General features: G+C 51.0%; 22 protein-coding genes. 12 read left to right on the top strand and 10 right to left on the bottom strand.

Translation table 11 applies throughout. The annotated features are described in order from the left end of the window. Nucleotides 1-39 precede the first annotated feature (39 nt). The 3 genes from QWI17_RS21765 to QWI17_RS21755 form a co-directional block, all read right to left on the bottom strand. On the bottom strand, nt 40-1,197 hold the full coding sequence (locus tag QWI17_RS21765; RefSeq protein WP_302724640.1) for a helix-turn-helix domain-containing protein: 1,158 nt from the start codon (nt 1,195-1,197) through the stop codon (nt 40-42). A gap of 99 nt (nt 1,198-1,296) precedes the next feature. Then, nucleotides 1,297-2,535: a sensor domain-containing diguanylate cyclase gene (locus QWI17_RS21760; RefSeq protein ID WP_302724639.1), complete on the bottom strand. Its 1,239-nt coding sequence runs from the start codon at nt 2,533-2,535 to the stop codon at nt 1,297-1,299. Further along, the gene (locus tag QWI17_RS21755) at nt 2,532-3,017 is read right to left on the bottom strand and encodes a 7TMR-DISMED2 domain-containing protein (RefSeq protein ID WP_302724638.1); all 486 of its coding nucleotides are present in this window, start codon (nt 3,015-3,017) and stop codon (nt 2,532-2,534) included. The genes QWI17_RS21760 and QWI17_RS21755 overlap by 4 nt, the downstream gene beginning before the upstream one ends. A 224-nt stretch (nt 3,018-3,241) precedes the next feature. Here QWI17_RS21755 and QWI17_RS21750 point away from each other — a divergent pair, with 224 nt between their 5' ends. Together QWI17_RS21750 and QWI17_RS21745 are read left to right on the top strand one after the other, a co-directional pair. Beyond that, complete coding sequence (locus QWI17_RS21750; RefSeq protein ID WP_302724637.1) at nt 3,242-3,790, top strand: MliC family protein; 549 nt, start codon at nt 3,242-3,244, stop codon at nt 3,788-3,790. 111 nt (nt 3,791-3,901) lie between these two features. After that, a complete protein-coding gene (locus QWI17_RS21745; protein ID WP_302724636.1) occupies nt 3,902-4,714 on the top strand; it encodes a transporter in 813 nt (270 codons plus the stop codon). A gap of 61 nt (nt 4,715-4,775) precedes the next feature. Here the strand turns inward: QWI17_RS21745 and QWI17_RS21740 are convergent, their stop codons facing one another. Together QWI17_RS21740 and QWI17_RS21735 are read right to left on the bottom strand one after the other, a co-directional pair. Next, nucleotides 4,776-5,249 carry a hypothetical protein gene (locus QWI17_RS21740; RefSeq protein ID WP_302724635.1) on the bottom strand — a complete coding sequence of 158 codons (474 nt, stop codon included), beginning with the start codon at nt 5,247-5,249 and terminating at the stop codon, nt 4,776-4,778. Nucleotides 5,250-5,347: 98 nt separating this feature from the next. Then, nucleotides 5,348-6,922 carry a sulfatase-like hydrolase/transferase gene (locus QWI17_RS21735; RefSeq protein ID WP_302724634.1) on the bottom strand — a complete coding sequence of 525 codons (1,575 nt, stop codon included), beginning with the start codon at nt 6,920-6,922 and terminating at the stop codon, nt 5,348-5,350. A 372-nt stretch (nt 6,923-7,294) separates the two neighbouring features. Here QWI17_RS21735 and QWI17_RS21730 point away from each other — a divergent pair, with 372 nt between their 5' ends. Genes QWI17_RS21730 through QWI17_RS21700 form a run of 7 tightly spaced genes read left to right on the top strand, consistent with a single transcriptional unit; the run spans nt 7,295 to nt 15,805 of the window. Then, nucleotides 7,295-9,589, top strand: coding sequence for a tetratricopeptide repeat protein (locus QWI17_RS21730; RefSeq protein ID WP_302724633.1), 2,295 nt, complete (start codon nt 7,295-7,297; stop codon nt 9,587-9,589). A 33-nt stretch (nt 9,590-9,622) separates the two neighbouring features. After that, a complete protein-coding gene (locus QWI17_RS21725; RefSeq protein WP_302724632.1) occupies nt 9,623-10,600 on the top strand; it encodes an AAA family ATPase in 978 nt (325 codons plus the stop codon). A gap of 17 nt (nt 10,601-10,617) precedes the next feature. Beyond that, complete coding sequence (locus QWI17_RS21720) at nt 10,618-11,565, top strand: DUF58 domain-containing protein (RefSeq protein WP_302724631.1); 948 nt, start codon at nt 10,618-10,620, stop codon at nt 11,563-11,565. A 2-nt stretch (nt 11,566-11,567) separates the two neighbouring features. Next, the gene (locus QWI17_RS21715; protein WP_302724630.1) at nt 11,568-12,029 is read left to right on the top strand and encodes a DUF4381 domain-containing protein; all 462 of its coding nucleotides are present in this window, start codon (nt 11,568-11,570) and stop codon (nt 12,027-12,029) included. Beyond that, on the top strand, nt 12,026-13,012 hold the full coding sequence (locus QWI17_RS21710; protein WP_302724629.1) for a VWA domain-containing protein: 987 nt from the start codon (nt 12,026-12,028) through the stop codon (nt 13,010-13,012). The genes QWI17_RS21715 and QWI17_RS21710 overlap by 4 nt, the downstream gene beginning before the upstream one ends. Further along, nucleotides 13,005-14,594, top strand: coding sequence for a VWA domain-containing protein (locus QWI17_RS21705; protein ID WP_302724628.1), 1,590 nt, complete (start codon nt 13,005-13,007; stop codon nt 14,592-14,594). Before QWI17_RS21710 ends, QWI17_RS21705 begins: the two co-directional genes overlap by 8 nt. Then, entirely contained in the window at nt 14,591-15,805 is a 1,215-nt protein-coding gene (locus tag QWI17_RS21700) for a hypothetical protein (protein WP_302724627.1), read from the top strand. Before QWI17_RS21705 ends, QWI17_RS21700 begins: the two co-directional genes overlap by 4 nt. A 49-nt stretch (nt 15,806-15,854) precedes the next feature. Here the strand turns inward: QWI17_RS21700 and QWI17_RS21695 are convergent, their stop codons facing one another. From QWI17_RS21695 to QWI17_RS21685, 3 genes are all read right to left on the bottom strand, one after another. Continuing rightward, entirely contained in the window at nt 15,855-16,823 is a 969-nt protein-coding gene (locus tag QWI17_RS21695; protein ID WP_302724626.1) for an HAD family hydrolase, read from the bottom strand. Nucleotides 16,824-16,920: 97 nt separating this feature from the next. Further along, nucleotides 16,921-19,047 carry a methyl-accepting chemotaxis protein gene (locus QWI17_RS21690; RefSeq protein ID WP_302724625.1) on the bottom strand — a complete coding sequence of 709 codons (2,127 nt, stop codon included), beginning with the start codon at nt 19,045-19,047 and terminating at the stop codon, nt 16,921-16,923. 178 nt (nt 19,048-19,225) lie between these two features. Next, complete coding sequence (locus QWI17_RS21685; protein ID WP_302724624.1) at nt 19,226-20,116, bottom strand: LysR family transcriptional regulator; 891 nt, start codon at nt 20,114-20,116, stop codon at nt 19,226-19,228. A 110-nt stretch (nt 20,117-20,226) separates the two neighbouring features. Between QWI17_RS21685 and QWI17_RS21680 the strand changes: the two genes are divergently transcribed. Beyond that, a complete protein-coding gene (locus QWI17_RS21680) occupies nt 20,227-21,357 on the top strand; it encodes an S-(hydroxymethyl)glutathione dehydrogenase/class III alcohol dehydrogenase (protein WP_441294603.1) in 1,131 nt (376 codons plus the stop codon). A gap of 18 nt (nt 21,358-21,375) precedes the next feature. After that, complete coding sequence (gene fghA, locus QWI17_RS21675; protein ID WP_302724622.1) at nt 21,376-22,212, top strand: S-formylglutathione hydrolase; 837 nt, start codon at nt 21,376-21,378, stop codon at nt 22,210-22,212. Here fghA and QWI17_RS21670 read toward each other — a convergent pair. Further along, entirely contained in the window at nt 22,172-23,152 is a 981-nt protein-coding gene (locus QWI17_RS21670; RefSeq protein WP_302724621.1) for a GGDEF domain-containing protein, read from the bottom strand. The two genes, fghA and QWI17_RS21670, sit on opposite strands and share 41 nt — an antisense overlap. Before the next feature lie 113 nt (nt 23,153-23,265). Further along, nucleotides 23,266-23,994, bottom strand: coding sequence for an SIMPL domain-containing protein (locus QWI17_RS21665; RefSeq protein WP_302724620.1), 729 nt, complete (start codon nt 23,992-23,994; stop codon nt 23,266-23,268). A 58-nt stretch (nt 23,995-24,052) separates the two neighbouring features. Here QWI17_RS21665 and QWI17_RS21660 point away from each other — a divergent pair, with 58 nt between their 5' ends. Next, nucleotides 24,053-24,505 (top strand): transporter substrate-binding domain-containing protein, encoded by a 453-nt coding sequence (locus QWI17_RS21660; protein ID WP_302724619.1) that lies wholly within the window; start codon nt 24,053-24,055, stop codon nt 24,503-24,505. The last annotated feature ends 135 nt before the right edge of the window (nt 24,506-24,640 follow it).

Raw genomic sequence — 24,640 nt, 5'->3', positions numbered from 1 at the left:
CCAAAGCGTCAGACGTCTGACATCAGACGTTTGACGCTCCTAAGTCCCATTTGTTACACCACCTTCCGCTCCTTTCTGCTTGCGGTATTCAGACGGTGACATGCCCACCAAGCGCTTAAAGAATCGGTGGAAGGCGGATTTACTGTTAAAACCCGCTTGCAGCAGAATGTCCAAAATTGTTAGGTCTTTGTACTCAGGGGCGAGCAGAAGGCGCTTGGCTTCTTCAACCCGGTAGGAGTTCATAAACTCAAAAAAGTTAGTGCCGAAGTGTTTGTTTATCACACCGGAGACATCCCGCACCGGAAGATCGATTCGGTTGGAGAATTCTTCAATGTTAAGGCTGTGCTCCAGAAACAGCTTCTCTACTTCCATGCCGTTTTGCACTTTGTCGATAGCGATCTTATCGGGTAGTTCTTGAGAGGTTTCTTTGCTGGTAACCGGCTTCGTCGTGAGTACCCGGTGTGCGTAGGCTGCGCTGTAGGCAAACAAACCATTGATCAATACGAAAATGACATAGTTCTCAGAAATGCCCAGGTAGTTCGATAAGCTCACGGTGCTGAACTGAGCGCCGACATGAACGCACAAGGAAAAGGTCCACTGCAGTAAAAAGCCACCGGTGAGCACAATAAGCCATCCGGGTTCACCACTTGAGAAGGACGAGTACTGATCTTTCAGGGACAGATAGTAGCGACGTGCAAAATACACAGACGCGACACCATATAAAAAGGGAATGACCTTAGTGCTGTGCCAAATAAAATTAACCACAGCCACCGAGAATTCAGATTGCCCATCGGCACGCCAGCGCAACGCATCGCTGTCAATAAACATAACCAGCAATAACAGCCAGCTTACTGCCAGCGGCACTAGGTGAATTAAGTGCTTGCGCTGCAGCTTGAATGCTTGCTCGGTGAGTGAAATAACATAAAAATACAGCGCCGGCCCTTTCACAAACGCTGCCAGCGTCAATAGATAGGGCACGACATTCAAATCAAAAAAGTCGGTGGTATGAACTAAATCATTCCACAGTAGCAGTACACAAAAACTGTGTAAGCTGGTGGTCAATAAAAACGCAATCAGTGCCCGACTGGCTACTTTTCGATCGGTAGGCAGCGCCCATTGGAAAAGCGCGAGCATGATGCACTCAATGATCGTCATAAACACTATGACGTCGTGGAAATTGAAAATGTAGGCTTCCATAGAGGGTCTTAGCTGGTTGATTTGTCTGATTTTTATTATACCTAACGCACAGTATAAGACCTTGGCTGCGCTAAGCAACGCTTAATATCACTTGGTCTTTTAGACTATATGATGGGGCTGTTTATGCGCATAGACATGGCTTTGGTTTCTTCCCGCCGCCTTGGCCTGATAGAGGGCTTCGTCAGCGTGCTTCATCATTTCTTGTACCGAGGGCTGCTGGTCGATGTTCATTATCTCTGCAATACCGCAACACAAGGTGTGTTCGATCATATGGTCATGGTGCTTGGTGGGTGATGACGCAAATTCGACCCGGATTCGTTCCGCTACCTGTACAACAGTGTCGACGTCCTGCGCGCGCAATAAAATTGCGAATTCTTCACCTCCATAGCGAGTGACTACATCACTTTCGCGGCAAATGCGCAATAGCAAGGAGCCCACTTCGGTTAACACTTTGTCACCCGCATCGTGGCCAAAAGTGTCGTTGATCTGCTTAAAGTAATCGAGGTCAATCATTAAAACAAAAGCTGGGCGGTGATCAATCACCATAGCGTCTTTGAGTTGCGTAAAGGCAAGCTGTAAGCGGCGGCGGTTGCCAAGCCCTGTTAGCGCGTCTTCATTAGCCTGAGAGATTGCCTTTTGACGCTCGAGCTCTAATTGTATGAGCCATTTCGACAACCCAATCATCAAAAAAAGCGTTTCCAGTAGGCTTGCGACCTGAGCGTAAAATAGAGGCGTCATTCCCCAGCTAAAGAGCGATGTTGAAGCACTTATAATACTCAGCAATAGGCCTACGGCATAAAGTAGCCAGGCCAGCAAGCTCCAGAATGCGTAATCCAGGCCATCGCGCCAGACCTTATAGCTGGCGAATGGTATAACAAACGTCAGTACGACAAGAAGTGCAAACGACAGCATAAGCACTGGCTCATACAACCCGAGCAAGCGCGCAACTATGCCTGCAAGGGCTAGCAGCTGCAAGGTGGCAAAGACACGATTAAGTCTTGGCGCCAGAGAGTCTAGTTGCAGGAAAGATTTACTAAACTGTAGTGCGCACCCCACAAATAGCAAATAAACGATATGAAAGCCTTCGTTATGCCACCAAACAGCATCGGGCCAGAGATACTGAAAACCAATACCGTTTAACTTTAACCAGAACAAGATGGTGCTTAATAAAAATACAGCGTAGTAAGCGGCATTGCGTTGTTTAAGTGCAATCGCGAAGATCAAAGACATTATAATCATTATGCTGAGGGCACCATAGAAAACGCCGAAGCCTAAATGTTCGCGTTGTTGGCGAGCGCCAAAGGCCGGAGGCGTATCCAGAGTAAACCCGAGTGTCACTGAATCAGGTTACTGTTAAAAGCCTGAATGTAGATCTCAGAGCTGGAGATTGCCGGGATTTGCAGTGGCGTGGCAAGTGTACGATAAAATAAAGGGCGCTGGGCGAAAGGTTCTCTGTCAGAAAGTGCTGTCACCGTGAAAGGTTTATTGGCATCAGTGCGCTGATAGACAATTATATTGTCTATATAGGTAGTCTCAGTGCTAAGTATGTAAAAGTTAGGCGCATCAGAGTTGTTTGCCACTGCAAAGCGAAGCCAGTACAGTTGGTTGCCAATACCCTGGTTACTATCGCGTTTTTGGTAGCTTTGCCAGCGAGTGTCGCTGACAGCCTGATCAATACTCAGGGCTGGAGCCTTTAGTAATACCTGGGCGTCAAGTTGTTCTAACGTATTGCTCTTTCCATGCTGGTTGGCCATGGCAAAAGCGCTGAAAAACAGCAGTAACACGCACAAAAATTGTCGCATAAATGTGTTAGTTAACATGTCTATCACAAACGGTTGGCTCCCCCGGCACACTACGATTATAGCTTTTTAATGAAAAAATGCGCCAAATGTATTGGCCTATGCCAAGGAAATGTAAATATTGGAGATTGAGAGGCGCTGTCCGATAGTATGCATTGGCAAGTGGCAGTATAGTGTAGGTCAGTATTTTTACGCGGTACGGTGATTTTAAATCCGCGGAACGAATTATGTGAAGGAATACGGTAATGTTTCTAATGAAAGTCCTTCTGTCCTTTCGCTTCATTATCGGCTGCTGCGCAATTGGTTTGCTGGCGGCGTGCTCTTCGCCCCTGCCTAATTCTCAACCTCCCGGCGGCATAACCTATGACGCCAATAGTTGGAAGTCAATATTGGACGCTAGCTGCACCGTTTACTTTGACGGTTGTAATCAGTGCCGACGGGCCGAAGGCGCCGACGTTGGCGTTTGCACCCGCAAAGCCTGCGCCGCGTATCAAAAACCCTACTGTTTTGATAACAAAGCATCCAGCCATGAAAAGCGTACATACAGCTGTAAGGGTGGCGAACAGTTTATGGTTTTCACTGGCGAGTATCGCGCGGATGATATGCGCATCCAGTTAGACGATGACGAAGTGTGGCTCTCCGACCGCCAAAGCCACACGGCGTATCGTCTCAAAAGAGTAGAGGCGGCCTCTGGTGAAAAATACACTGATGGTCAATTTGTCTTCTGGAGCAAGGGTGGTGATGCGTTGGTACAGGTTGCGGGTGAGGTGCTGTATCGCGGGTGTCGGTATTGAAGCAATTATTCATGGCCTTTTTAAATGAATAGGTACCACTTAAACCGAATATTTTTAATGTTACCCATCTTTGATAGTGACCTTTAGATGAAATAGGGAGAGTTCTTTACCATGCAATCCATGAAAAATGTGCCACTTTTCGCTGGGCTAGTTATCGCATGCAGCGGTCAGCAATCCCTGGCACAAGAGCCAACAGCTGCTGAGCTTGCGAAAAAGCTCAGTAATCCCGTGGCGGCGCTCATCAGTGTACCGTTTCAGCTCAACTACGATACTGATATTGGCCCGGATGATACCGGTGATCGCGTTACCTTGAATGTGCAGCCTGTCATTCCGATTGACCTCAACGAAAATTGGAATGTTATCTCCCGTACCATTTTACCAATCACCGACCAGCAGGACATTTTTGCCGGCGCGGGTAGTCAGTCGGGAATTGGCGATGTAGTACAGAGTGTATTTTTCTCACCCAAAGCGCCCACCGATAGCGGCTGGATACTCGGAGCGGGGCCGGTGATGTTATTGCCCACGGGCTCTGACGATATGCTATCGGCCAAAAAATGGGGGCTGGGGCCCACCGCGGTAGCCTTGAAGCAAACCGGCCATTGGACCTATGGTGCGCTAACCAACCATATTGAAAGCGTTGCCGGTGACGATGACCGGGCCGATATCAGCGCGACCTTTCTCCAGCCGTTTTTAAGTTATAGCACCAGCACTGGTGTTAGCTACACCGTAAACAGCGAGACTACCTACGACTGGGAGGCCGACCAGGCCACCGTACCCGTTAACTTCATGGTTAATAAAATCGGTAAAATAGGCGGGCAAATGATTCAGTACGGTGGCGGTGTTCGCTACTGGCTTGACAGCCCTGACAATGGCCCTGAAGGTTTTGGTTTTAGAATGAATTTCGTTTTGCTGTTTCCGCGCTAATGATGGATCAAAATTAATCATAAGTGATTGCTGTTAAACGGCGCCTTCGGGCGCCGTTTTTTTATGTTGTAACCTTGCAATTGCCAGCGATTGAATTATTCGCTTTGTGCAAGTCTTTTGTGCTTTTCCTTTTAAACGCTTTGTTTTGCTCTATGGTGTTGTGCCAGAGAAACAGCAGTACGCAAATAAGCAGCCCGACAAAGGCAAACATAACGCCTAAGCCAATTTCTAAGCTCGATGGGAAATATTCAATAAAGTGTCGTTGGCCAGCACTTAAATTATTTGCCCCGAAGTCATGGAGATCTAATAGGTGGCCTTTCAGTACCTGTAAGTTGAAGTAGGTCACCCGAAAGATAAACACGGAAAACAGTAAATATAAAACGCTCACAGCACCCACAAGTAAAACGTTTAAATGGCGGCGGGCAATATGTGACATAGCGATCAGGCCAAAGGTAATACTGACCCAAAATTGCATAATGTCCCACATGCGGTTCAGCTCTTCGCCGGTTAAGTAGGAAATCTCGAACTCTGTCATAGTAAATTGTCTCTGTGAATGTCAGACAAAAAAATGCCCCGGCGTAGTTCCAGGGCATTTTAAGTGTAGGGCTAACATTAACCCCTAGTGTTAAACCACTAGTTACGAGGGGTCATGGCCTCTAGATCTTTTAGACGCTGCATGGCATCTTTCTGTGCGAAAGTTTTGTAGCTGATATCACTCATGCTCAGGCTGGCACCTGGCTGGAACGGATAATCAGGAATGGTTGCCAGGAATTTGCTGACTTGCTGCTGAATCGGTACGAAAATCCACATGGTGTTTTCCGCGTACCATTTCAGATACATTTCTGATTCCAGAGCACCTTTTTGATACGGATCTTGGCGCAGGTTAATCACCAGTGGCCAAGCCGGTACTTCACGAACCGCTGTGTTAATACCGCCGCTCAGCGTGGCAAAGTGAACTTTCCAGTCCATGTAACGTACGGCGTTCAACTCACCCGTGGCACCAAAGTAGAATATTTCTTTACGTGGCGCTTCAGCTTCACCTTTAAAGTAAGGCATAAAGTTATAGCCGTCAGGGTGGACTTTCCACTTCTTGCCATTGGCGCGGTAGCCTTTCTTCAGTTTGCTAACCAGGTTTGGCTCGCCTGCCGCCGCTGCGAAGGTGGGCATCCAGTCTTCGTGAGAAATGATGTCGTTGATCTTGGTGTTGGGCTTGATAACACCAGGCCAGCGAACCACCAACGGAATGCGATGACCGCCTTCCCAGGTAGTGCCTTTCTCCCCGTGGAACGGCGTGGTACCGCCATCGGGCCAGCTGATGGTCTCGGCGCCATTGTCGGTGGAGTACATGACAATGGTGTTGTCAGCAATTTTCAGCTCGTCCAGCTTGTCGAGCAGAACGCCAACAGACTTATCGTGTTCAACCATGCCGTCTGGGTACAAACCTTTGCCGGTTACGCCATCTGATTCTGGCTTGAGGTGAGTCCACACGTGCATACGGGTGGTGTTCATCCAGACAAAGAACGGCTTGTCTTGCTTAACGGCGCGGTCGATAAAGTCCAGCGCGGCTGCCATAAACTCATCGTCTGCGGTTTCCATGCGCTTTTTGGTCAGCGGGCCGGTATCTTCAATTTTACCGTCGGCGGTTGCGTGCAAAACGCCGCGAGGGCCGTACTTTTTACGGAACTCAGGGTCTTTCGGGTAGTAGTAACCCTCTGGCTCTTCTTCCGCGTTCAGGTGATACAAGTTACCGAAAAATTCATCAAATCCGTGATTGGTAGGCAAGTGCTTGTCTTGGTCACCTAGGTGGTTCTTACCAAACTGGCCGGTTACGTAACCCTGCTCTTTAAGAATGTCGCCAATGGTTGGCGACCAATCTGGAATACCGTGGTCAGAGCCGGGCATACCAATGGTAAGCAGGCCGGTACGGAACGGGTGTTGGCCCAGAATAAATGAGGCGCGCCCGGCGGTGCAGGATTGTTGCGCGTAAGCATCGGTAAACATTGCGCCTTCGTTGGCGATACGGTCAATGTTCGGGGTTTGGTAACCCATGATGCCGTGGTTGTAGGCACTGACATTGTGAACACCGATATCGTCACCCCATATGACCAGTATATTGGGCTTGTCGGCGCCGTGTGCGGTGGTCGTTGCACCTAAGGTCAATGCCGTTAGGGCGACCACTTTCTTCCAGGATTGTTTTAATGTAAACACAAGCTAACTCCTTTAGAGACAAAATCGAAGGGAATGCGACCGCAAGCTAATATGTGGCAAAGCCTTGTCTAGAGTGCGGGAATAACCTTTCCTCGACTGTTAATAATAATAGAGTCAGTATAAATTGCACGGGTTAAATGTCATATTTATGACAATGTCATTTAACTTCTAAGTTTTAGACAAATAAATGGCGCATTAATCACTTTGCGTTCTGTCTAGACCTAAACCGCTGTGACGAGAGCGGTCGCTACAAATTACATCGCGATGCGTTTTAGGTTATAGGCATGCACGGTAAAGCTGTATAGTATTTGCAGGTTTGGTTTATGGTAGACGTGAAGCCAAGGGACTTAGGTTTTCAGCAGTGGGGCGATAGTGAGTTGTAAGATGAATGCGCAAGGAAAAGTGGAAGGTCTTTTGTCCGTTTGGATGGTATTTGTAATTGCGCTGTTGGGTGCAGAGGCTTCGGCTGCTGCTAAAGAATTGCAAAACTGCGCGAGTTGTCACGCCGAACAGGTGGCGGATTGGCAATCGTCCCACCATTTTCATGCCATGGCACAGGCTAATAGCGCGACCAATGTCGGCGATTTTTCCAATCAATCCGTTGCGTTTGAGGGCGGCAGCGCCACATTTAATACGGTCGATGGCCAATATTCTATTACTATGCCGGGGCTGGATGGTAAACAGGCAGAGTATAAGGTCGCCCACACATTCGGCTACCATCCGTTGCAGCAATACATGTTCGAGCAAGAGCCGGGTAAGTTTCAGTTGTTCCCTTTTGCCTGGGATGCGCGAACAAAAGCAGAAGGTGGCCAGCGTTGGTTTGTCTTACACCCGGAGCAGGGGCCAAACGATGAATTTCACTGGTCACAAATGGGGCAAAACTGGAATCAAATGTGTGCGGACTGCCACTCCACCGAGTTCCGGAAAGGATTTGATGTCGAAAAAAATAAATATCAATCCACCTATAGCGAAATAAATGTAAGCTGCGCCGCCTGTCATGGCGATGGCAGTGAGCATCTGCGCTGGGCCGCTGGCGACAAGACGATCGAGCAAAAAGGCTACCCCAACTATATTGGCAGTCAAACACCTCTGTTTCGCGCCGATGACGAGGGTTTGATGAAAAACATTGCGGCGCTAAAGCCCAGTAAGCAAGTAGACGTTTGTGCCAGTTGTCATGCCAGGCGAGCGCCGTTTAGTGACCAATCGCAACCAGACGATTTCCACCACACGTATCAACCCTCATTGATCACTCCCGATTTGTATCACGTAGATGGACAGATATGGGATGAAGATTATGTGTGGGGCTCATTTTTACAAAGCAAAATGCATCAGGCGGGGGTGACTTGCACCAATTGCCATAATCCACACTCAGGTGGACTGAAGCTGCCGGGCAATCAGTTGTGCACCCAATGTCATGAGGTGAGCCAGTACGATGCCAAAACCCACCACGGTCACCAGGCAAATACTCAGGGTGCCTATTGTGTCGATTGTCACATGCCTGCGACTACTTATATGCAAGTCGACGACCGGCGTGATCACGCTTTTAAAGTACCGCGACCAGACCTAACCCAGTCGGTGGGTGCGCCCAATGCCTGTAACGGCTGCCACGAGGACAAAGCACCGGCTTGGGCTGAGCAGGCAATTCGCGAGTGGCACCCTGACAGCCTGTATATGGGCAGTGAGCATTTCGCCCAGGCATTTCACAAGGCTGCGGCCGGTGCGGCTGATGCCGGACAAGAGCTGACTAAGATCGCCCAGAACCCGCAGTACCCGGATATTATTCGCGCCTCTGCGTTGCAGCGAATGGCACAAACACCAGGGCGCAACGCCATTGTGGCGATTGCCCGTGCGGTGCGCGACGACGACCCTCTCAAGCGCCAGGCGGCCATAACCGCCGCCGCACCCTACCCAATGCCGGATCAGTGGCGGATGTTAAACTCATTGCTGGATGACCCGCGCCTACCGGTCCGGGTTGAGGCGGCACGAGCGCTGGCGCAAATGCTGGTACAGCCCCCTGAAACCAGTTTGCTGCCCGAAGATAAAAAACGGCTTGAATCCGCTTTGGCGGAATACCGTGAAGTGCAGGCTTATGCCGCAGACCGGGGCTTTTCCCACACCAATCTCGGTAACCTGGAGCAGATATTTGGCCGCTCACGCAATGCCGAAAAGCTTTATCGCAAGGCAATTGAGGTTGAGCCAATATTTATTCCCGCCTACGTTAATTTAGCGGATCTATATCGCGAGCGCCGCGATGAAGACGAGGCCCGGGCCATTTTGACGCAAGCACTTGCGATTCAGCCCGAGGCGGCCACCGTGCAATACGCGATGGCCATGAGTTATGTGCGCAGTGGCGACAAGGCCAAGGCGACGGGTTTTCTCAAACAAGCCGCTAGCGGTGTCGATCCTAACCCGCGTTTCGTTTACACCTATGCGTTGCTATTGCAAGATCTAGGTGATGGTAAAAATGCGCGGCAGCAATTGCAGCGCGCCTATACCTTAGACCCGATGAACCCTGATGTGAGTTACAGTTTAACCATCAGTTATCAGGCGAGTGGAGATTACCGCCAGGCATTGCACTACGCGAATAAGCTGGCTGAATTAGTGCCCAACAATGCGCAAGTGGAGCAACTGATTCAACAAATAAAGCAGCAAAGTGCTGCGCAGTAACGACAGTATTGGACAAAGACAAGAGGTCTGGTCATGACGACGCTGGAACAGGTTCACGCATTAAAGCAACAAATAGCGGCCAATATTATTGGTCAAGAGGATGTTATTGATAGGCTGCTGATCGGTCTGTTAGCCAATGGCAACCTGTTGATAGAGGGCTTACCCGGCCTTGCAAAAACCCGGGCTATTAAGGCTTTGGCTAAAGGGCTGGTGAGCAGTTTCAGTCGCATCCAGTTCACGCCGGACCTGCTACCTTCGGACATTACCGGGTCTGAGGTGTACTACCAAACCGAAACGGGCAGTGAGTTTCGCTTTGATCCGGGGCCGATTTTCGCCAACATAGTACTGGCGGATGAAATTAACCGCGCTCCGGCCAAGGTGCAGTCGGCCCTGCTCGAAGCAATGGAAGAGCGTCAAATCACGGTTGCCGGTAAAAGCCATAAAATGGAACCGATGTTTATGGTGCTGGCCACGCAAAACCCGGTTGAGCAAGAGGGGACTTACCCCCTGCCGGAAGCCCAGCTCGATCGCTTTCTTATGAAAATCACCATTGATTACCCCAGTGCCGAAGACGAGGTGGGAGTGATTGACCTGGTGCGCAGCGAAGAGCAGGCCGAACGCGGTATAAAAGCGCATGCAGAAATTGCGCAGACAGAGCAGTCGGTTATTTTTGAAGCGCGCAATCAAATTGCCGCTGTCGGGGTTGATCCTGCCATGGCGCGCTATATGGTAGATTTAGTATACGCCACACGCACCCCGGAGAAGTACGACGAAGATTTGGCTAACTGGATTGATATAGGCGTATCGCCACGCGCATCCATTTCACTTGATAAATGCGCTCGCACGCAAGCATGGCTGAACGGACGCGATCAGGTTTTGCCAGAAGATATTCGGTCGATTGCCAAAGACGTTATGCGCCACCGTATCGCCTTGAGTTATCAGGCGCAAGGGCTTGGCCTGAGCACGGACGATGTTATCGACAAGATCATCGAGTTAGTCGCACTACCCTAATCTAAGTGGAGTGATCAATGGCTCGTTCAACGTTGGATAGCGGCGCCCCCGATCCCAGAATCTATACCAGCTTTGCGCACCTCAAGGGCTTGCAACGTCAGGCCCGACGTTTGAGCTTTCTACCCAGGCAGCGCAGTAAAAGTGTGTTGGCTGGTCGCCATAGCTCGCGTATTCGCGGGCGGGGGCTCAATTTTGAAGAGTTGCGTGATTACCGGTCGGGCGACGATATTCGCACCATTGATTGGCGCGTGACCGCGCGCACAGGCAAGGCCCATGTTCGGGTTTATGCCGAAGAAAAAGATCGTGCCTCACATGTCATTGTCGACCAGCGCATGAGTATGTTCTTCGGCTCTACGCATAACATGAAATCTGTTGCCGCCAGCGAAGCGGCCACTTTATGCGTGTACGCAATTTTAGCCAAGGGGGATCGCGTTGGTGCCGTTGTTTTTAATGACAGCGACGTAACCTCTTTTAAGCCGGGTAAAAGTCCAGCCGGCACTGAGCAAATTATTAAATGCATCAGCGATTATAACCTTCGTCTGAATGCGCAACACTTGCTGCCCGAGCGCAGCATGTCTCTCAATACTCCGTTACAGGCGGCGGTGGAGCAGGTTGCCCGCGATCAACTTGTCGTGATCATTAGCGATTTCGACGATGTCGACCAGTCTACGGAGCAGTATTTGGGGAAGCTGTCGCAACACAACGATGTGGTGCTGGTACTGGTGCGCGATCCTCTCGCCAAGCAGCTGCCCAAAAATGTACAGGTGGCCGTCAGTGACGGACAGTCGCAAATGACATTGGATACAGGCAATGATCGCGTGCACGACAAACTGCAGCGCGCACTTGCTGATCGGGTGGGGCAGCTGGAGGCGTGGCGACAAAAATTAAATCTTACTATTGTTGAGCTGAGCACTGCGGATGACACCTATGAGCAGATTGCGCAAGCGCTCGCGATTCGAGGTTGACTATGGACGCTGAAGAACTCGACGGACTAGAGGTCTACCAGCTGTTTGATCGTATGGAGCCGCTGGCACCTATTGAGCCTATTTCTATGATGCCCACCGAGCCAGGTTGGTGGGTTTTGGGTGGTGTAATTTTAGTGACATTTGTGCTCATTTTTTGGTTGAAGCGCAGGGTGCGTTACCAAAACCGCCATCGATATCTTGCGATTGAAGCGTTAAACCAGCTACCAGAAGACTATGATCCACTGCAGGTTAGCGCTATTTTGAAGCGTTGTGTTCTGACTCAGGTACCGCGCGTTCAAGTGGCGTCACTTTATGGACAGGCATGGTCGGATTACTTGAATGCGTGCCTCGATGGTGAAGCGAAGTTTGAGGATTTTTACGCATTAAAGAGCCAATCATTTGATCGGGCGTTGTTGCGTCGTAACGCTAGCTATTGGTTAGCGCACCACAGGCTCACGTTATGATTGTGTTCAAGCATGTCTGGCTATTGAGTCTGTTGCCCTTGCCTGCCTTAGTGTATCTGTTGGTGCCTGTATTCCGACAAAGAGCTAACGCGATTCGTATACCTTTTTTTGACCTGGTCGCCAAAACCTCGGGCGCGCATGTCGGCTCTGGTAGTGAAATATTTGCTAAGCCTTGGCTCGATATTGTTTTCGCATCATTGATTTGGGGTTTGCTGGTGGTGGCGTTAGCTTTGCCTGTTCGTTTGGGGGAGCCGGTAACCGAACAGATAGTGAGCCGCGATATTATGCTGACGTTAGATTTATCCGGGTCAATGGAGGAAAAAGACTTTCCATCCCGTGGTGGGGCTTTGGTATCACGGCTCGACGGGGTAAAGCAGGTGGTCACTGAATTTATTCGCCAGCGCCAGGATGACCGGATAGGGCTTATTGTGTTCGGTACGCGGGCCTACCTACAAGTGCCTTTTACACAAGACTTGGCCAGCGCGGAGAAAATATTAAATGACCTGTCTGTGTCTATGGCCGGACCACATACCGCTGTTGGTGATGCGATAGGTTTGGCAATCAAACACTTTCAGTCATCCGATGTGAAAAATCGCCTGCTCATTTTGTTGACTGACGGGGCCGATACCGGCTCACAGATGTCGCCCAAAAATGCCGCGCACATCGCCGAACAGGAAGGGCTGACGGTGTACACGATTGGCATCGGCGACGAGAACGCCGACGGGCAGTACCGCGTTGATTTCGATACCCTGCGCGACATTTCCGCCGTCACAAACGGCGCATTCTATTCCGCTGAAAATGCCGATGCGTTAGCAAACGTCTATGCAGAAATTGATAAAGTCAGCGCCAGTAAAGTGGAGCAGTCCGTGAGTCGCTCGGAAAGTTCGTTAGTGCCTGAGTTGGTGACAATGGCCGCTGTCATCGTGTTGCTCTCAATGTTATTGCGCAGCTTGCAGATCGCGTGGAGGGGACGCCATGTTTGATTTTCATTTCTTGCGCCCTGAGTGGTTACTAGGCCTGCCGGTATTGGTTCTATGCTATCTTTTTTTACGGCGTCGGTTAAGTCACGCCGGTGCGGGCCAGTCGGTCATTGCCGCCCACCTTGCCGGGGCTCTTGCGCCCAAAAGGCGTTGGTCGAGCATTTTTAAGCCAGTGGATCTGGCCGCCGTGGTCGGTCTTATAGTGTTTGTGGCTGCGGCAGGCCCCGCGTGGTTTAAAGAGGCGGCAACTGGCAAAGGACAGGCGCCGGCGGTGCTGGTGTTGAAAGTCAGTGAAAGCATGTTGGCCAATGATTTCCAGCCTAATCGTTTGGAGTATGCAAAACAAAAAATTCGCGATTTTCTGGAGTATCGAGCGGGTGCAAAAACGGCACTCATTGCCTATGCCGGTACCAGCCATAAAGTGTTGCCGTTAACCGAAGACAATGAGGTTTTTCTGCCGTTTATTGAAGCCCTGACGCCAGATGTTATGCCCGATAACAGTGTGACGGCCGACGATTCGGCCTTTGCGCTAAGCCTGGCAAAGCAAGAACTCGCCCAATCGGGTGGTGGCGTTGTCGTTATTGCTGACAATTTTGCCGAGAGCGAACTGCAGGCTATTAACGATCTGAACTTACCCTTTGTGTGGTGGCAGTTTGCAACAGATCAAGGCGGAACTTTGGTTGAGTCGGATGGAACCCTGGCAAAGTCGAATGATGGTGGGGTTTTAACGCTCGTATTGAACACCGATTTGCAGCGTGATCTGGCGTTGGTCGAAACACAGAATGTCACGCTCAATCATCAGGATATTCTCAGTATTAATAAGCGCATTGAGCGCTTTAATCGCGAGTCACTGTCGGCGCAAGAGGGAGTGCCGTATCAGGACATGGCCTGGTACTTTTGTTGGCCTGCTTTATTGCTCGTTCCGTTGTGGTTTCGCAAAGGGTTTACCAGTGTCTATCGCACCACAAATTCCGTCATTGTGCTTACCGCGATTGGCATCGCAATGACAGGGTTAAGCCCTAAAGCAGCAGCTGAACCTATTGACTGGTTCTTATCCAAAAATCAACAGGGCTCTGTTGCCTTTAATAAAAATAATTTCGAGCAGGCCGCCGACCTGTTTACTGATCCTATGTGGCAAGGTAAAGCGCTGTATGAACAAGGAAAATACGAGCAAGCGGCACACGTGTTTGCCACTGTTGGCTCTGTAGAGGCCCTATACAATCGCGGCAATGCGCTGCTAAAAGCGCATCAATTTGAACCGGCTATTGCAACCTACCAGCAAGTTTTGGAGCAGCGACCTGATTATGCGCCAGCCTTACAAAACAAAGCCATCGCGGAGCGAATTCGCGACCGACTGATCGAGGTTGGCGGCAACGTCGATGCCGAGCAAAGTATGTCAATGGAAGTCGACGATACAACCGCAAAAAACGTTGATGACAACGTAAAAACACAGGCCTACCAAGCGAGCGATAACCTGTCGGTAGACTCCAAAGAACAGTGGATGCGCAGTGTAAACACCGACATGAGCGATTTCTTATCGGCCAAATTTGCCAATGAAGCCGCAGCTCAGGAGGGGCAGAAATGATGTTGTCCCGGTATGGGTTTTATGGCTTGGTCTTGTTATCGCTAATAGTGCGTCCGGTACTCGCCGCTGTAGAGCCGATTGTCGAGGTGATTGCACCACAAACTCCCGTTACCGTGGGTAGGCCGTCCGTTATCAGAGTGACTGTGTTGGTACCTACCTGGTTCAGCAAACCGGTTTATTTTGAACCGGTAGAATCGATCAATTTAATTAACCTGGCTACCAGTAAGAGCTCTTATCCAACATCGAGACGTGTGGGAGCCGATACCTGGAGTGGTGTGGTTAAAGAGTACACCGTCATCCCAATGGTGGAAGGTGAGTACGATGTCACCATACCCGAGTTAACGTTGCATTTTGCCGATCAGAACGCGCGGCCACAGGTTGTTAAAGTGTCGCCGCAGCCAGCCACCATTGTTGCCAGTGTTCCGGTTGGGGCTAAGTCTTTGCAGCCTTATGTCATCGCTGATGACCTTACTCTGAAGCAATCAGTTCAAATACCGGATCAACTGCAGGTGGGCGACAATATTTCGCGTGAATTGCAGGTCACCGTCAAAGGCTCATCCGCGATGTTTGTGCCAGAGCTGCTGGCAAACCCCGATTGGGCGAGAAGCTATTTGAGTAATCCGCAAACACAAGATCGGGTATCGGAAACAGACGGTGGCCTGATAGGCTCGCGCAGAGAAATTCAGAATATTCGTTTAGTAGCGGCAGGCGAGTTTGTATTGCCCGCCGTTCAGTTACAGTATTACCAGCCGGATACAGAGAGTATTGTAACTGTCAGTGAGCCCGCCATAGCGTTGGTGGTTGCGCCTGCACCGCTTACGCCCAGACAGTGGGCAGTGCGAATGGCCGCGCTCTGTGGGCTTGTGCTACTGGTTTTGGTTTTGCTGCGAGTACTATGGCTATATTCCAAACGTATTTATCGCAGCGAACCTTGGCAGTACTGGCTGCTATTGCGCAGCTGCAAGCGGCCCTCGCGCAAAGCACTTGCTCGGCTGGCGCAGTGGTACCAAGTTTGGCAGCAGCGCTTGACTACGAGCCGGTTCGATCAGGAGTATCATGAGTTGGTGGTAGAGTTTGAGTTGTCTATTTACCTTCGCCAAGACGCTCGGGAAAATAAAAAAGTACGCGCGAGCAAGCTGCGGGCGCTAAGGAAGAGTTGTAAGGGTGCGCTGCACAGAGACGAGCTTAAACTGTTACCGCTAAATCCTTAATTGCAAAAAAAATGGGTAATGGCGGCTCGCCGCCATTACCCAGTAGTCATTATTCCGGGTAAATCGACTTCCACTCATTTTTCATGTCGACGAGCAACCACCCTCGATCGGCGGCCTGATCCATTCCCTTTTCCAGCTTGCCGATATGGCTCTTTTTGTCGTAGGAAAATTCCCGTTTAGCGTCGGTGTGATGCACAATCATCGCAAGGTTGGGTAACTTGTTGCTGCTGGTCCATTCCAGCATTTGGAAATCACCGTCGGAATTGCCCCCTGCAAAAATTGGCTTTCTGCCAATGTGAATGTCAATGGCTACAGGTTTGCCGGGGCCATCGTCGACAAAGGCGATGTCAGGTTTCTTTACCATACGAGAGGATGAGCCACTGGTTTCATAAGCGAGGTTCAGTTGGCTTCCTACCACTTGCTCGGGCGGAATACCATACGTCGATTCGGCAAAAGCGCGAACAAAATGTATGCCGCCACCGGTTACTATGTACGTTTTGAAATCGTTGTCCCGCAGGTAGCTCAACAATTCCAGCATGGGCTGATAGACCATGTGATTATAGGCGAGTCCGGTACCGGGGTGGCGAGCCGTTTTCAGCCATTGTTTTACATCGGCCTGGAAGTCGGTGACGCTGATGTTGGCGTGGGAGAGATTAATCACCTCAGTGAGCGCTGACATGCCGCCGGCGGCAACCGCTTTTATATCGCCTTTGTTGGCGGCTTTGAGCGCGTCGGAGGTTAAAATCGATGGGTCTTCTTTGGCCAGGCGCTGAATTCGGTCAAGAGCGTAAAATATTTGAAAGTAAACGGGTTGTTCGCTCCAAAGGGTACCATCGTTATCAAAGACCGCGATCCGGTCGGCAACTGGCACAAATTTATCGCCGCTGCTATCGGTTACCGTTTCCACAAACTCAATAATACTTTGCTTGCTTTTCGCATCGACCCACGACGGCAGCGGGTCTGCTATGACAAGGCTGGAAGTAAACAGACTGATGAGTAGAACAAAACATAGGCGCATTGTGGAATCCCCTTTCCTAGCGTTTGGGTAAACTCCCATATTAGGCTATATTCCTAATCGCTTTCCAGCTCATTTTGCGCCATTACCTACACTCAACTTATGTTTTCAAAGAGGACAGTTGCTCGTCCAGTCGCTGCATGATGGAGTCTAGCTCTTTACCCGCATCGTCGGATTCACGCGCCATAGCGGCCAGTTGGTTGGCGGCATCGCCAATGATTGTGAGATTGCGACTGATTTCTTCGCTGACCGCACTTTGTTCCTCAGCGGCGGTGGCTACCTGTGTGATGTTGTCGGCAATGGAGTTGACGTCGGATACCACCGTAGACAGGGAGTCAAACGATGCTTGAGTATTGAGCTTAGTGTCTTCAGCTTTTTCGGCACTGCTGGCGATAACCGCCACTGAGCGATGCACACCTTCTTTTAAACTGGTAATTAAGTCGTTAATTTCGTCGGTACTGTTTTGCGTTTTGCTGGCCAGATTGCGCACCTCATCGGCGACGACGGCAAAGCCACGACCCTGCTCACCGGCGCGTGCAGCTTCAATGGCCGCGTTGAGCGCCAGCAAATTAGTCTGTTCGGCAATCGCGCGAATGACATCGAGAATACGGTTGATATCTTCGGTGCGCGAGGCGACATCACGAATGCTGTCGCTCGCGGTTAACATTTCGCCCGTTAGCTGTTCCACCCGTTCAACGGTGCTGGACAAAGCCTCGCGGGATTGCACGACTGTTTCCAGGGAGGTTGTCGCATTCTCAGAAACCTGAGCGGCCAGTTGGGAGACGCTGGTGGCGGTTTGTGACATTTGGTTGGTGGCGGTGACCACGCTATCAATTTCGCGCTGCTGTTCGGTAGTGGCTTGTGCTGCGCGGGTATTGACCGACTTAATGGTTGCCGCTGAGCTGCGTGCATCAGAGCCAATACTTTTTAGCTCATTGACCATATTGCGCAGCTTGAAAATAAAACTGTTAAAGCCATTAGACAGCGACATCAGCTCGGCATGGGTTTGAATGTCGATGGAGGTGCTGAGGTCACCCTCTTGGCTGGAAAGGTTTTGCACGCGATCGTCCAGTTGGCGAATAGGTCGAACAATGGATTGCACTAAGAGAACAAGCACAAAGCCAATGGCAATGGCGGCAACCAGAGCAATAATAATAGCGTTGCGCAATAGGGCGGCAATGTTGCCATCGATGGTATTGGTTAGCTGACTGGTGGTGGCCAGTACAATGTCCTCCGGTAGCTCCAGCAGTAGTGACCATGTCGTGCCGGAAGCTTCTATAGTCAGTGGGTAGGCAACAAAGTAAGTGCCATCGCGTTGCATATAGGGTTCGCGTTGTTCGTACAGGCGGGTCAGGGTACCGCTATAAGTGTCGCGCGCCTCCTCCAGTGGGCGGGTGAGCTTATCGGTGTATTCACTGGACCCTACAATCAAGCCCATCTCGCTCAGTAGCGTGATGCGGCTGCGGCCGCCGTAAAGGTCACTCTGCAAATCGTCGATCAGCTTTTGAATGACCGGTAAATTAACATCAATACCGACCAATCCCTGAAACTCTCCATCCACCAGGACGGGGCTGGTCAAGCTGGTCATTAACTCGCTGTAGCCCTCGCGTATTTCGTAAAAGTAGGGTTCAAGGGTGCATGAGCGGCGACTGTCTTTGGAGCACAGGTACCACTCGGCTTCGCGTTGGCCAAACTCGTCTTTCTCGTCCAGATACTTTTCGCTGGAATCTTCTACCCGCTCCTGTTGCAGCTGACCACTGGCGTCGCGAATCCAATAGATTTCCAGTGCACCGGTATTGGCAACGGTATGTACTGCATCGGAGCCGACATACTCGGTGTCCAAACCGTCATAGGCGTCGGCTTCATACTGGTTGTACAGGGCGCTGATGTCCGGATGGGCACTTAACGTCGAACTCAGCAGCTTATTGACCTGCTCGCGGCTAAGCGCGTGGTCTGCCTCCTGAATGCTGTCGGAAAACTTACTGGCGAGTGTGGTGGTCACCCGGAACAAACTGTTGAGGTAGCCTGAGACCGTATTGCCGAGGCTTGCCGCTTCACTTTCCAGGCGGCCCAGTACTTCGGCCTCCATTGTGGTCTGGGTTTGCTCGACCAGTTGCGATTTCATCCCGTTCAGCCCAAGCACCAGCTGAGTGACCAGTACGGCCAGTAGCAGTGCGAAGGCGGCGGCAATAACACCCAGAAGTTTGGCTTTTAGTGTACTGAACATGTCTTATCCCTAGCGTGAGCAATATCGATCAAAGTATAGAAGACTTTGACGACGTCTCAGTGAAAGTCATCCAAGCGTTGTCGCTGCCAAACGGAATGCGTTAGAAGGTTATCGGGCGCAGTGAGCTTTCTTTAGTTTTTCTTACTGTTGCGACATGTCGGGGCGCATTGTTGGACGCTCAGCGAGACACGTCGAGCAACTTGGGGACGTGCATCTCCAGGTGATGCACAAGTAAACGCACCTTAGGCGAGAGGCGCCTGGTAGGGGGGTAGAGTGCCCAAATACCTTCGCGCTCGGGCGTATAGGTTTGCAGTACCGCCATAAGTTGCTTCTGCCTTAATGCGGCGCTGAGGTAATAATCGGGTAGCTGGATCAATCCCAATCCTTTAAGCGCGGCATTGACTAAGCTCGGGCCGTTATTGCAGCGCAAGCTACCGCTGACGCGAATACTGCGGGCGCGCCCCGATTCATTAAAGCGCCAGTAGTCGAGGGTTCCCAGCAGGCAGTTGTGGTCGTTGAGTTCGCTTAGGGTGTGGGGGGTGCCGAAGCGCTGCAAGTACTCTGGAGATGCGCATACCCGCGGTGTGCGCTCTGCCAAGCGTCTGGCGATGAGGCGGGCATCCTCCAGCGGCCCTAGCCGCACGGCGAGATCCAGTCCCTCGTCCATCAAATCGAGGCGCTGATTACTCAGCGTAAGGTCAATCCGCAGTTTAGGGTGCAGCAGTGCGAAGTCATTCACCAAGGGCGCGATGTACTTTTCACCGAAAGACACCGGTGCTGTCATTCGCAAAATGCCCGTTGGGCTGGTCTGTAAGTCCGCCAGCGCATTCTCGGCTGTGTTAATCGCGTCTAGGATTTGCCGGCAGTGCTGATAAAACACTTGGCCTTCCTCGGTCAGGCTAACTTTGCGCGTAGTGCGATCCAGCAGGCGAGTGTTCATTCGCTGTTCGCGCTCTTTAACACGGCGGCTGATGTGGGCTATGGACGTGCCCAGCCTCTGAGCGGCTGCGGTAAAGCTGCCGGTTTCGCTGACAGCGACAAATTCGGTGATGCCTTCCCAGCTGCTCATTATTTCTCTCAGGTAAAAATGTTTTACTCGTTTCCCGTATTATTGCTCAACTGAAAATAATTACAATGAGTGCCATAGTGGAAAGCTAGAAATAAACCTTATTGTCCGCAATGGAGTTCACCATGATTAAGTCACGTGCCGCTGTCGCCTGGGGCCCAGGCAAGCCCCTGAGTATTGAAGTTGTCGATGTTATGCCCCCAAAGGCGGGGGAGGTGCTGGTGCGCGTAATCGCCAGCGGTGTTTGTCATACAGATGCGTTTACTCTGTCTGGGGATGATCCGGAGGGCAATTGGCCGGCGATCTTGGGGCACGAAGGCGGCGGTATCGTTGAGCAGGTCGGCGAGGGAGTTACCAGTGTGGAGGTGGGGGACCATGTCATTCCCCTTTACACCCCAGAGTGCGGCGAATGTAAGTTTTGTCTATCGGGTAAAACCAACCTGTGCCAACAAATACGCGAAACACAGGGCAAGGGATTAATGCCCGATGGCACCACTCGCTTTTACAAGGACGGTGAGCCAATCTATCACTATATGGGTTGCTCGACCTTCTCTGAGTACACGGTATTACCGGAAATCTCTTTGGCCAAGGTAAACAAGACGGCGCCACTGGAAGAGGTGTGCCTGCTCGGCTGTGGCGTAACCACTGGCATGGGCGCGGTGCTCAACACTGCCAAAGTAGAGAAGGGTGACAGTGTGGCGATTTTTGGCTTGGGGGGGATTGGCCTTTCAGCCATTATTGGCGCAACAATGGCCGGTGCCAGTCGCATTATTGCGATTGATATCAACGAGCGTAAATTTGATCTGGCGAAAAAGCTAGGGGCCACTGACTGTATTAACCCCCAGGAGTATGACAAGCCAATTCAAGAGGTGATTGTTGAGCTGACCGACGGCGGTGTTGATTACTCGTTTGAGTGTATTGGCAATGTCAATGTTATGCGCTCGGCGCTGGAGTGTTGTCATAAAGGTTGGGGCGAGTCGGTCATTATTGGTGTGGCGGGTTCGGGCCAGGAGATCAGTACCCGCCCCTTCCAGTTAGTCACCGGTCGGGTCTGGCGCGGCACAGCCTTTGGCGGGGTGAAAGGCCGTTCCGAGCTGCCGGGAATTGTGGATGACTATTTAGCGGGTAAGTTTAAACTCAATGACTTTATTACTCACACCATGGGGTTAAATGATATCAATCAAGCCTTTGATCTTATGCACTCCGGTGAGAGTATTCGCAGCGTTATTCATTTCGATAAGTAGGCGTGACAAGGAGCTCCCATGAGTTTAGAGGTTGTATCAAACACCAAATGTTTTGGCGGCTGGCATAAGCAGTACCGTCATGACTCCTCCGCTCTCAGTTGCAGTATGCGCTTCGCCGTATTTTTACCGCCACAAGTCTCAAAGGGCGAATCGGTGCCGGTGGTTTACTGGTTGTCGGGTTTAACCTGCACCGATGAAAACTTTATGCAAAAGGCAGGTGCTCAGCGAGTTGCCGCTGAACTTGGTATTGCACTGGTAGCGCCGGATACGAGTCCGCGCGGCGACGGGGTGCCAGACGACCCCGAGGGGGCTTACGATTTTGGCCACGGCGCGGGCTTTTATGTGAACGCCACAGAGGCGCCTTGGTCACAGCACTATCGTATGTACGACTATGTTTTGCAGGAGTTGCCACAGCTGGTCGAAACGGTATTTCCGGTTACCCAGCAGCGCGCCATCAGTGGTCACTCGATGGGTGGGCACGGTGCATTGACTATCGCTCTCAAGAATCCGGGTAGGTACAGTTCAGTGACGGCATTCAGCCCAATAGCCAATCCGGTAGATTGCCCGTGGGGGCAAAAGGCATTGCGCCAGTATTTGGGCAGTGATCAACAGGCGTGGCGCGAGCACGATGCCAGCGTGTTGATCGCACGCGGTGGTAGCATGCCTATGTTAGTGGATCAGGGGGACAGTGATAATTTTCTGCAAGAGCAGTTAAAGCCGCAGACGCTGGCCAATGCTGCGGAAAAAAGCAACTACCCACTGACTTTACGTATGCAACAAGGCTACGACCATAGCTACTATTTTATTGCCAGTTTCATTGAAGAGCATCTGCGGTTTCACTCTGAAAACTGGTAGGCGCTGGCCGCACGCAGTTGCGGCCTTCATTTTTTGCCCGATACAGTGCTTTGTCGGCGCGATTAATCCAGCTATCCCAACTTTCTGTTTCCTGTTTTTGGGCACAACCAAAGGATGCTGTTACCGGCAAGTGTTGAGCTACTTCTATGCGCAGCAATTCGGCCACTTTACAAGCGTTCTCCAGGTTCGTATTGTTGAGAACAACTAAAAATTCTTCTCCACCATAACGATATATTTCATCGCTGCTTCGCAATAATTTTTGTATTAGCCGGGTAAGCTGCTGCAATACATCATCGCCTTTTTCGTGCCCCAATTCATCATTGATGGCTTTAAATCGATCGAGGTCAATCAGTACCACGGAGCCAGAATATTCGCGCCGGTTTTCGCCCAGTGCCGAGAAGAGTTTGCGCCGATTGCCTATGCCTGTCAGTGGATCCAGGTGTGCAAGCGCCTCGAGCTGAAGGCGTTGGTCTTCTGTTTTCCAGGAGAATATACCGGCGAAAGCGCAAACCAGAGCCAGGGCGACATACATATCCACCGCCTCTAGCGGGTTAACCAGCGCAGGTACGGCGGGGCCGATAGCAATAAATAGAACAATATTGATCCCGATAGCTTGGGTTAACTTGAGAAGAAAGAAATTTGCGATTACCACGGGAAACATCCAGTAAATCATTGTTTCCGGGAGTAGGTGCACCATTCCGGTTGCGGCGAGTGAGTAAAATGCAGAGCTTAGGAGGTTGGCTACTGAGCTACGCCGGTGGCGCAGCGTGTGGCGAAAAATAAGCAGCATCCCCAGAACAATCACGAAATCCAGGCCCGCTAATAGCCACTCGCCTGACAGCGCTCTCATCAACGCCAGCGGTGCAATAGCAGCTATGGCGCAACCAGATAACAGAAGTGCCATAGCTTGGCGAAAATTATCCCGAAGGGTCTTGATCATGAGCATTCCCTTTATAAGCGGTGCCCATTTAGCCAATCTATGTGGGGCTGCTCCTACTTATACTGTATCAATTAAGATAGCAGTAGCTACGCCGAAGCACAAAATGAATATCCTTATTGTTGTATTGAGAATATAACGTGAATCTGTTTATCGAGGGTGATGCCCTGTGGTGCAAAGAGCTCAAAACTGGGCTGTTTGGCGCCCACGCTCATTCTGGAAAATTGCGCTTCATCCATTCCAAACTGTGGTCGGGGATTATAGCCTGCTTGTTGATCCGTGATGGAAAACACCTGGCCCAGCTCAACTTCTAGCCCCGCAGCCAGAGCTTTGGCCTTGCGGCGAGCATCCTGCCCAGCTTTTGCCGTTAAATTGCTAATAACGTCATCGCGGTTGCTGACGTCAAATTCAGCATTAAGGCCTGTGGTGTTGGGCATGCGCAATAACGCGTTGACAATCGTCTCGTAGGCCTCCAAACCTTCAATGTTGAGCACAAAGCGCTGCGTGACCTCGTAACCGACAATGGCCATGTTGTTGCTACCGGGTTCGTGGCTACGGCGCGGGCGCTTATCAATAGCCCAGGATTCAATGTGCTCACGCTTCAGGCCTGCCTCTGCGGCAAGGCGCACCACTTGAGCGGCGCGCTGGGTTACGGTATCGACGGCGACTTCCGCCTCGCTGGCGTATTCCATTATTTGAAAGTTAAGAGTGACTATGTCGGGAGGTACCTCGATGTTGGCCAGGCCCGATACCACTATGTGAGGAAAGTCTGGCCCGCTTTGGGCGTAGCTGTGTGCAGTTAAGACTGTCAGTAACAGTGCAATGGCGCTGTAAACGCTTTTCATATAGAGCTCCTTAGGAAGTAAAAACAACGCTAGATTATGGTATAAAGGAGATCAAATCTTGTCAGAATTTGTAACCCTTTGGATTGATTGCATGCCGAAAAGTTCGCGACGTGTCGCAAAAGCGCTGACGGCCTCGGTTCTAGCGCTATTTTTGAGCTGTGCGAATGTGTTCGGCGAAACCATACATTTGGTTGCCGATAATTGGTGCCCCTATAACTGTGAGCCCGATAGTGCAGCGCCGGGCTTTATGGTGGAAATTGCTCAGCGTGCCTTTGCGGATGAAGGTATTTCGGTTCGCTACTCTATCTTGCCGTGGTTGCGCGCCTTACAGGATACCCGTAATGGTGTTTACGATGCCGTTATCGGTGCCTCCAAAGCGGAAGCTGTTGATTTTATATTTCCGCGTATAGAGCAGGCTCAAATGCGCAACGCTTTCTGGGCTCTGTCCGACTCACCCTGGAACTTTCAGGGCATGCATTCTTTATCCGTGGTTCATCTAGCAGGTTGTTGAAAAACCCCTTACGTACTCAGACTCTCAGGCTGGTTCGTAATCTAGGCGCCACTTTGACGGTGTGTGCCCACCCATCGAAAAGTGGCAACGACGAGTACGGGCCAGCCTGGAAGTCCCGCAGGGCGAGGCCTGAAG

This window comes from Gilvimarinus gilvus (genome assembly GCF_030518155.1).
Taxonomy (GTDB): Bacteria; Pseudomonadota; Gammaproteobacteria; order Pseudomonadales; family Cellvibrionaceae; genus Gilvimarinus; species Gilvimarinus gilvus.
The sequence above is the reverse complement of the archived record's forward strand: the minus strand, read 5'-3'. Positions and strand labels throughout refer to the sequence as shown.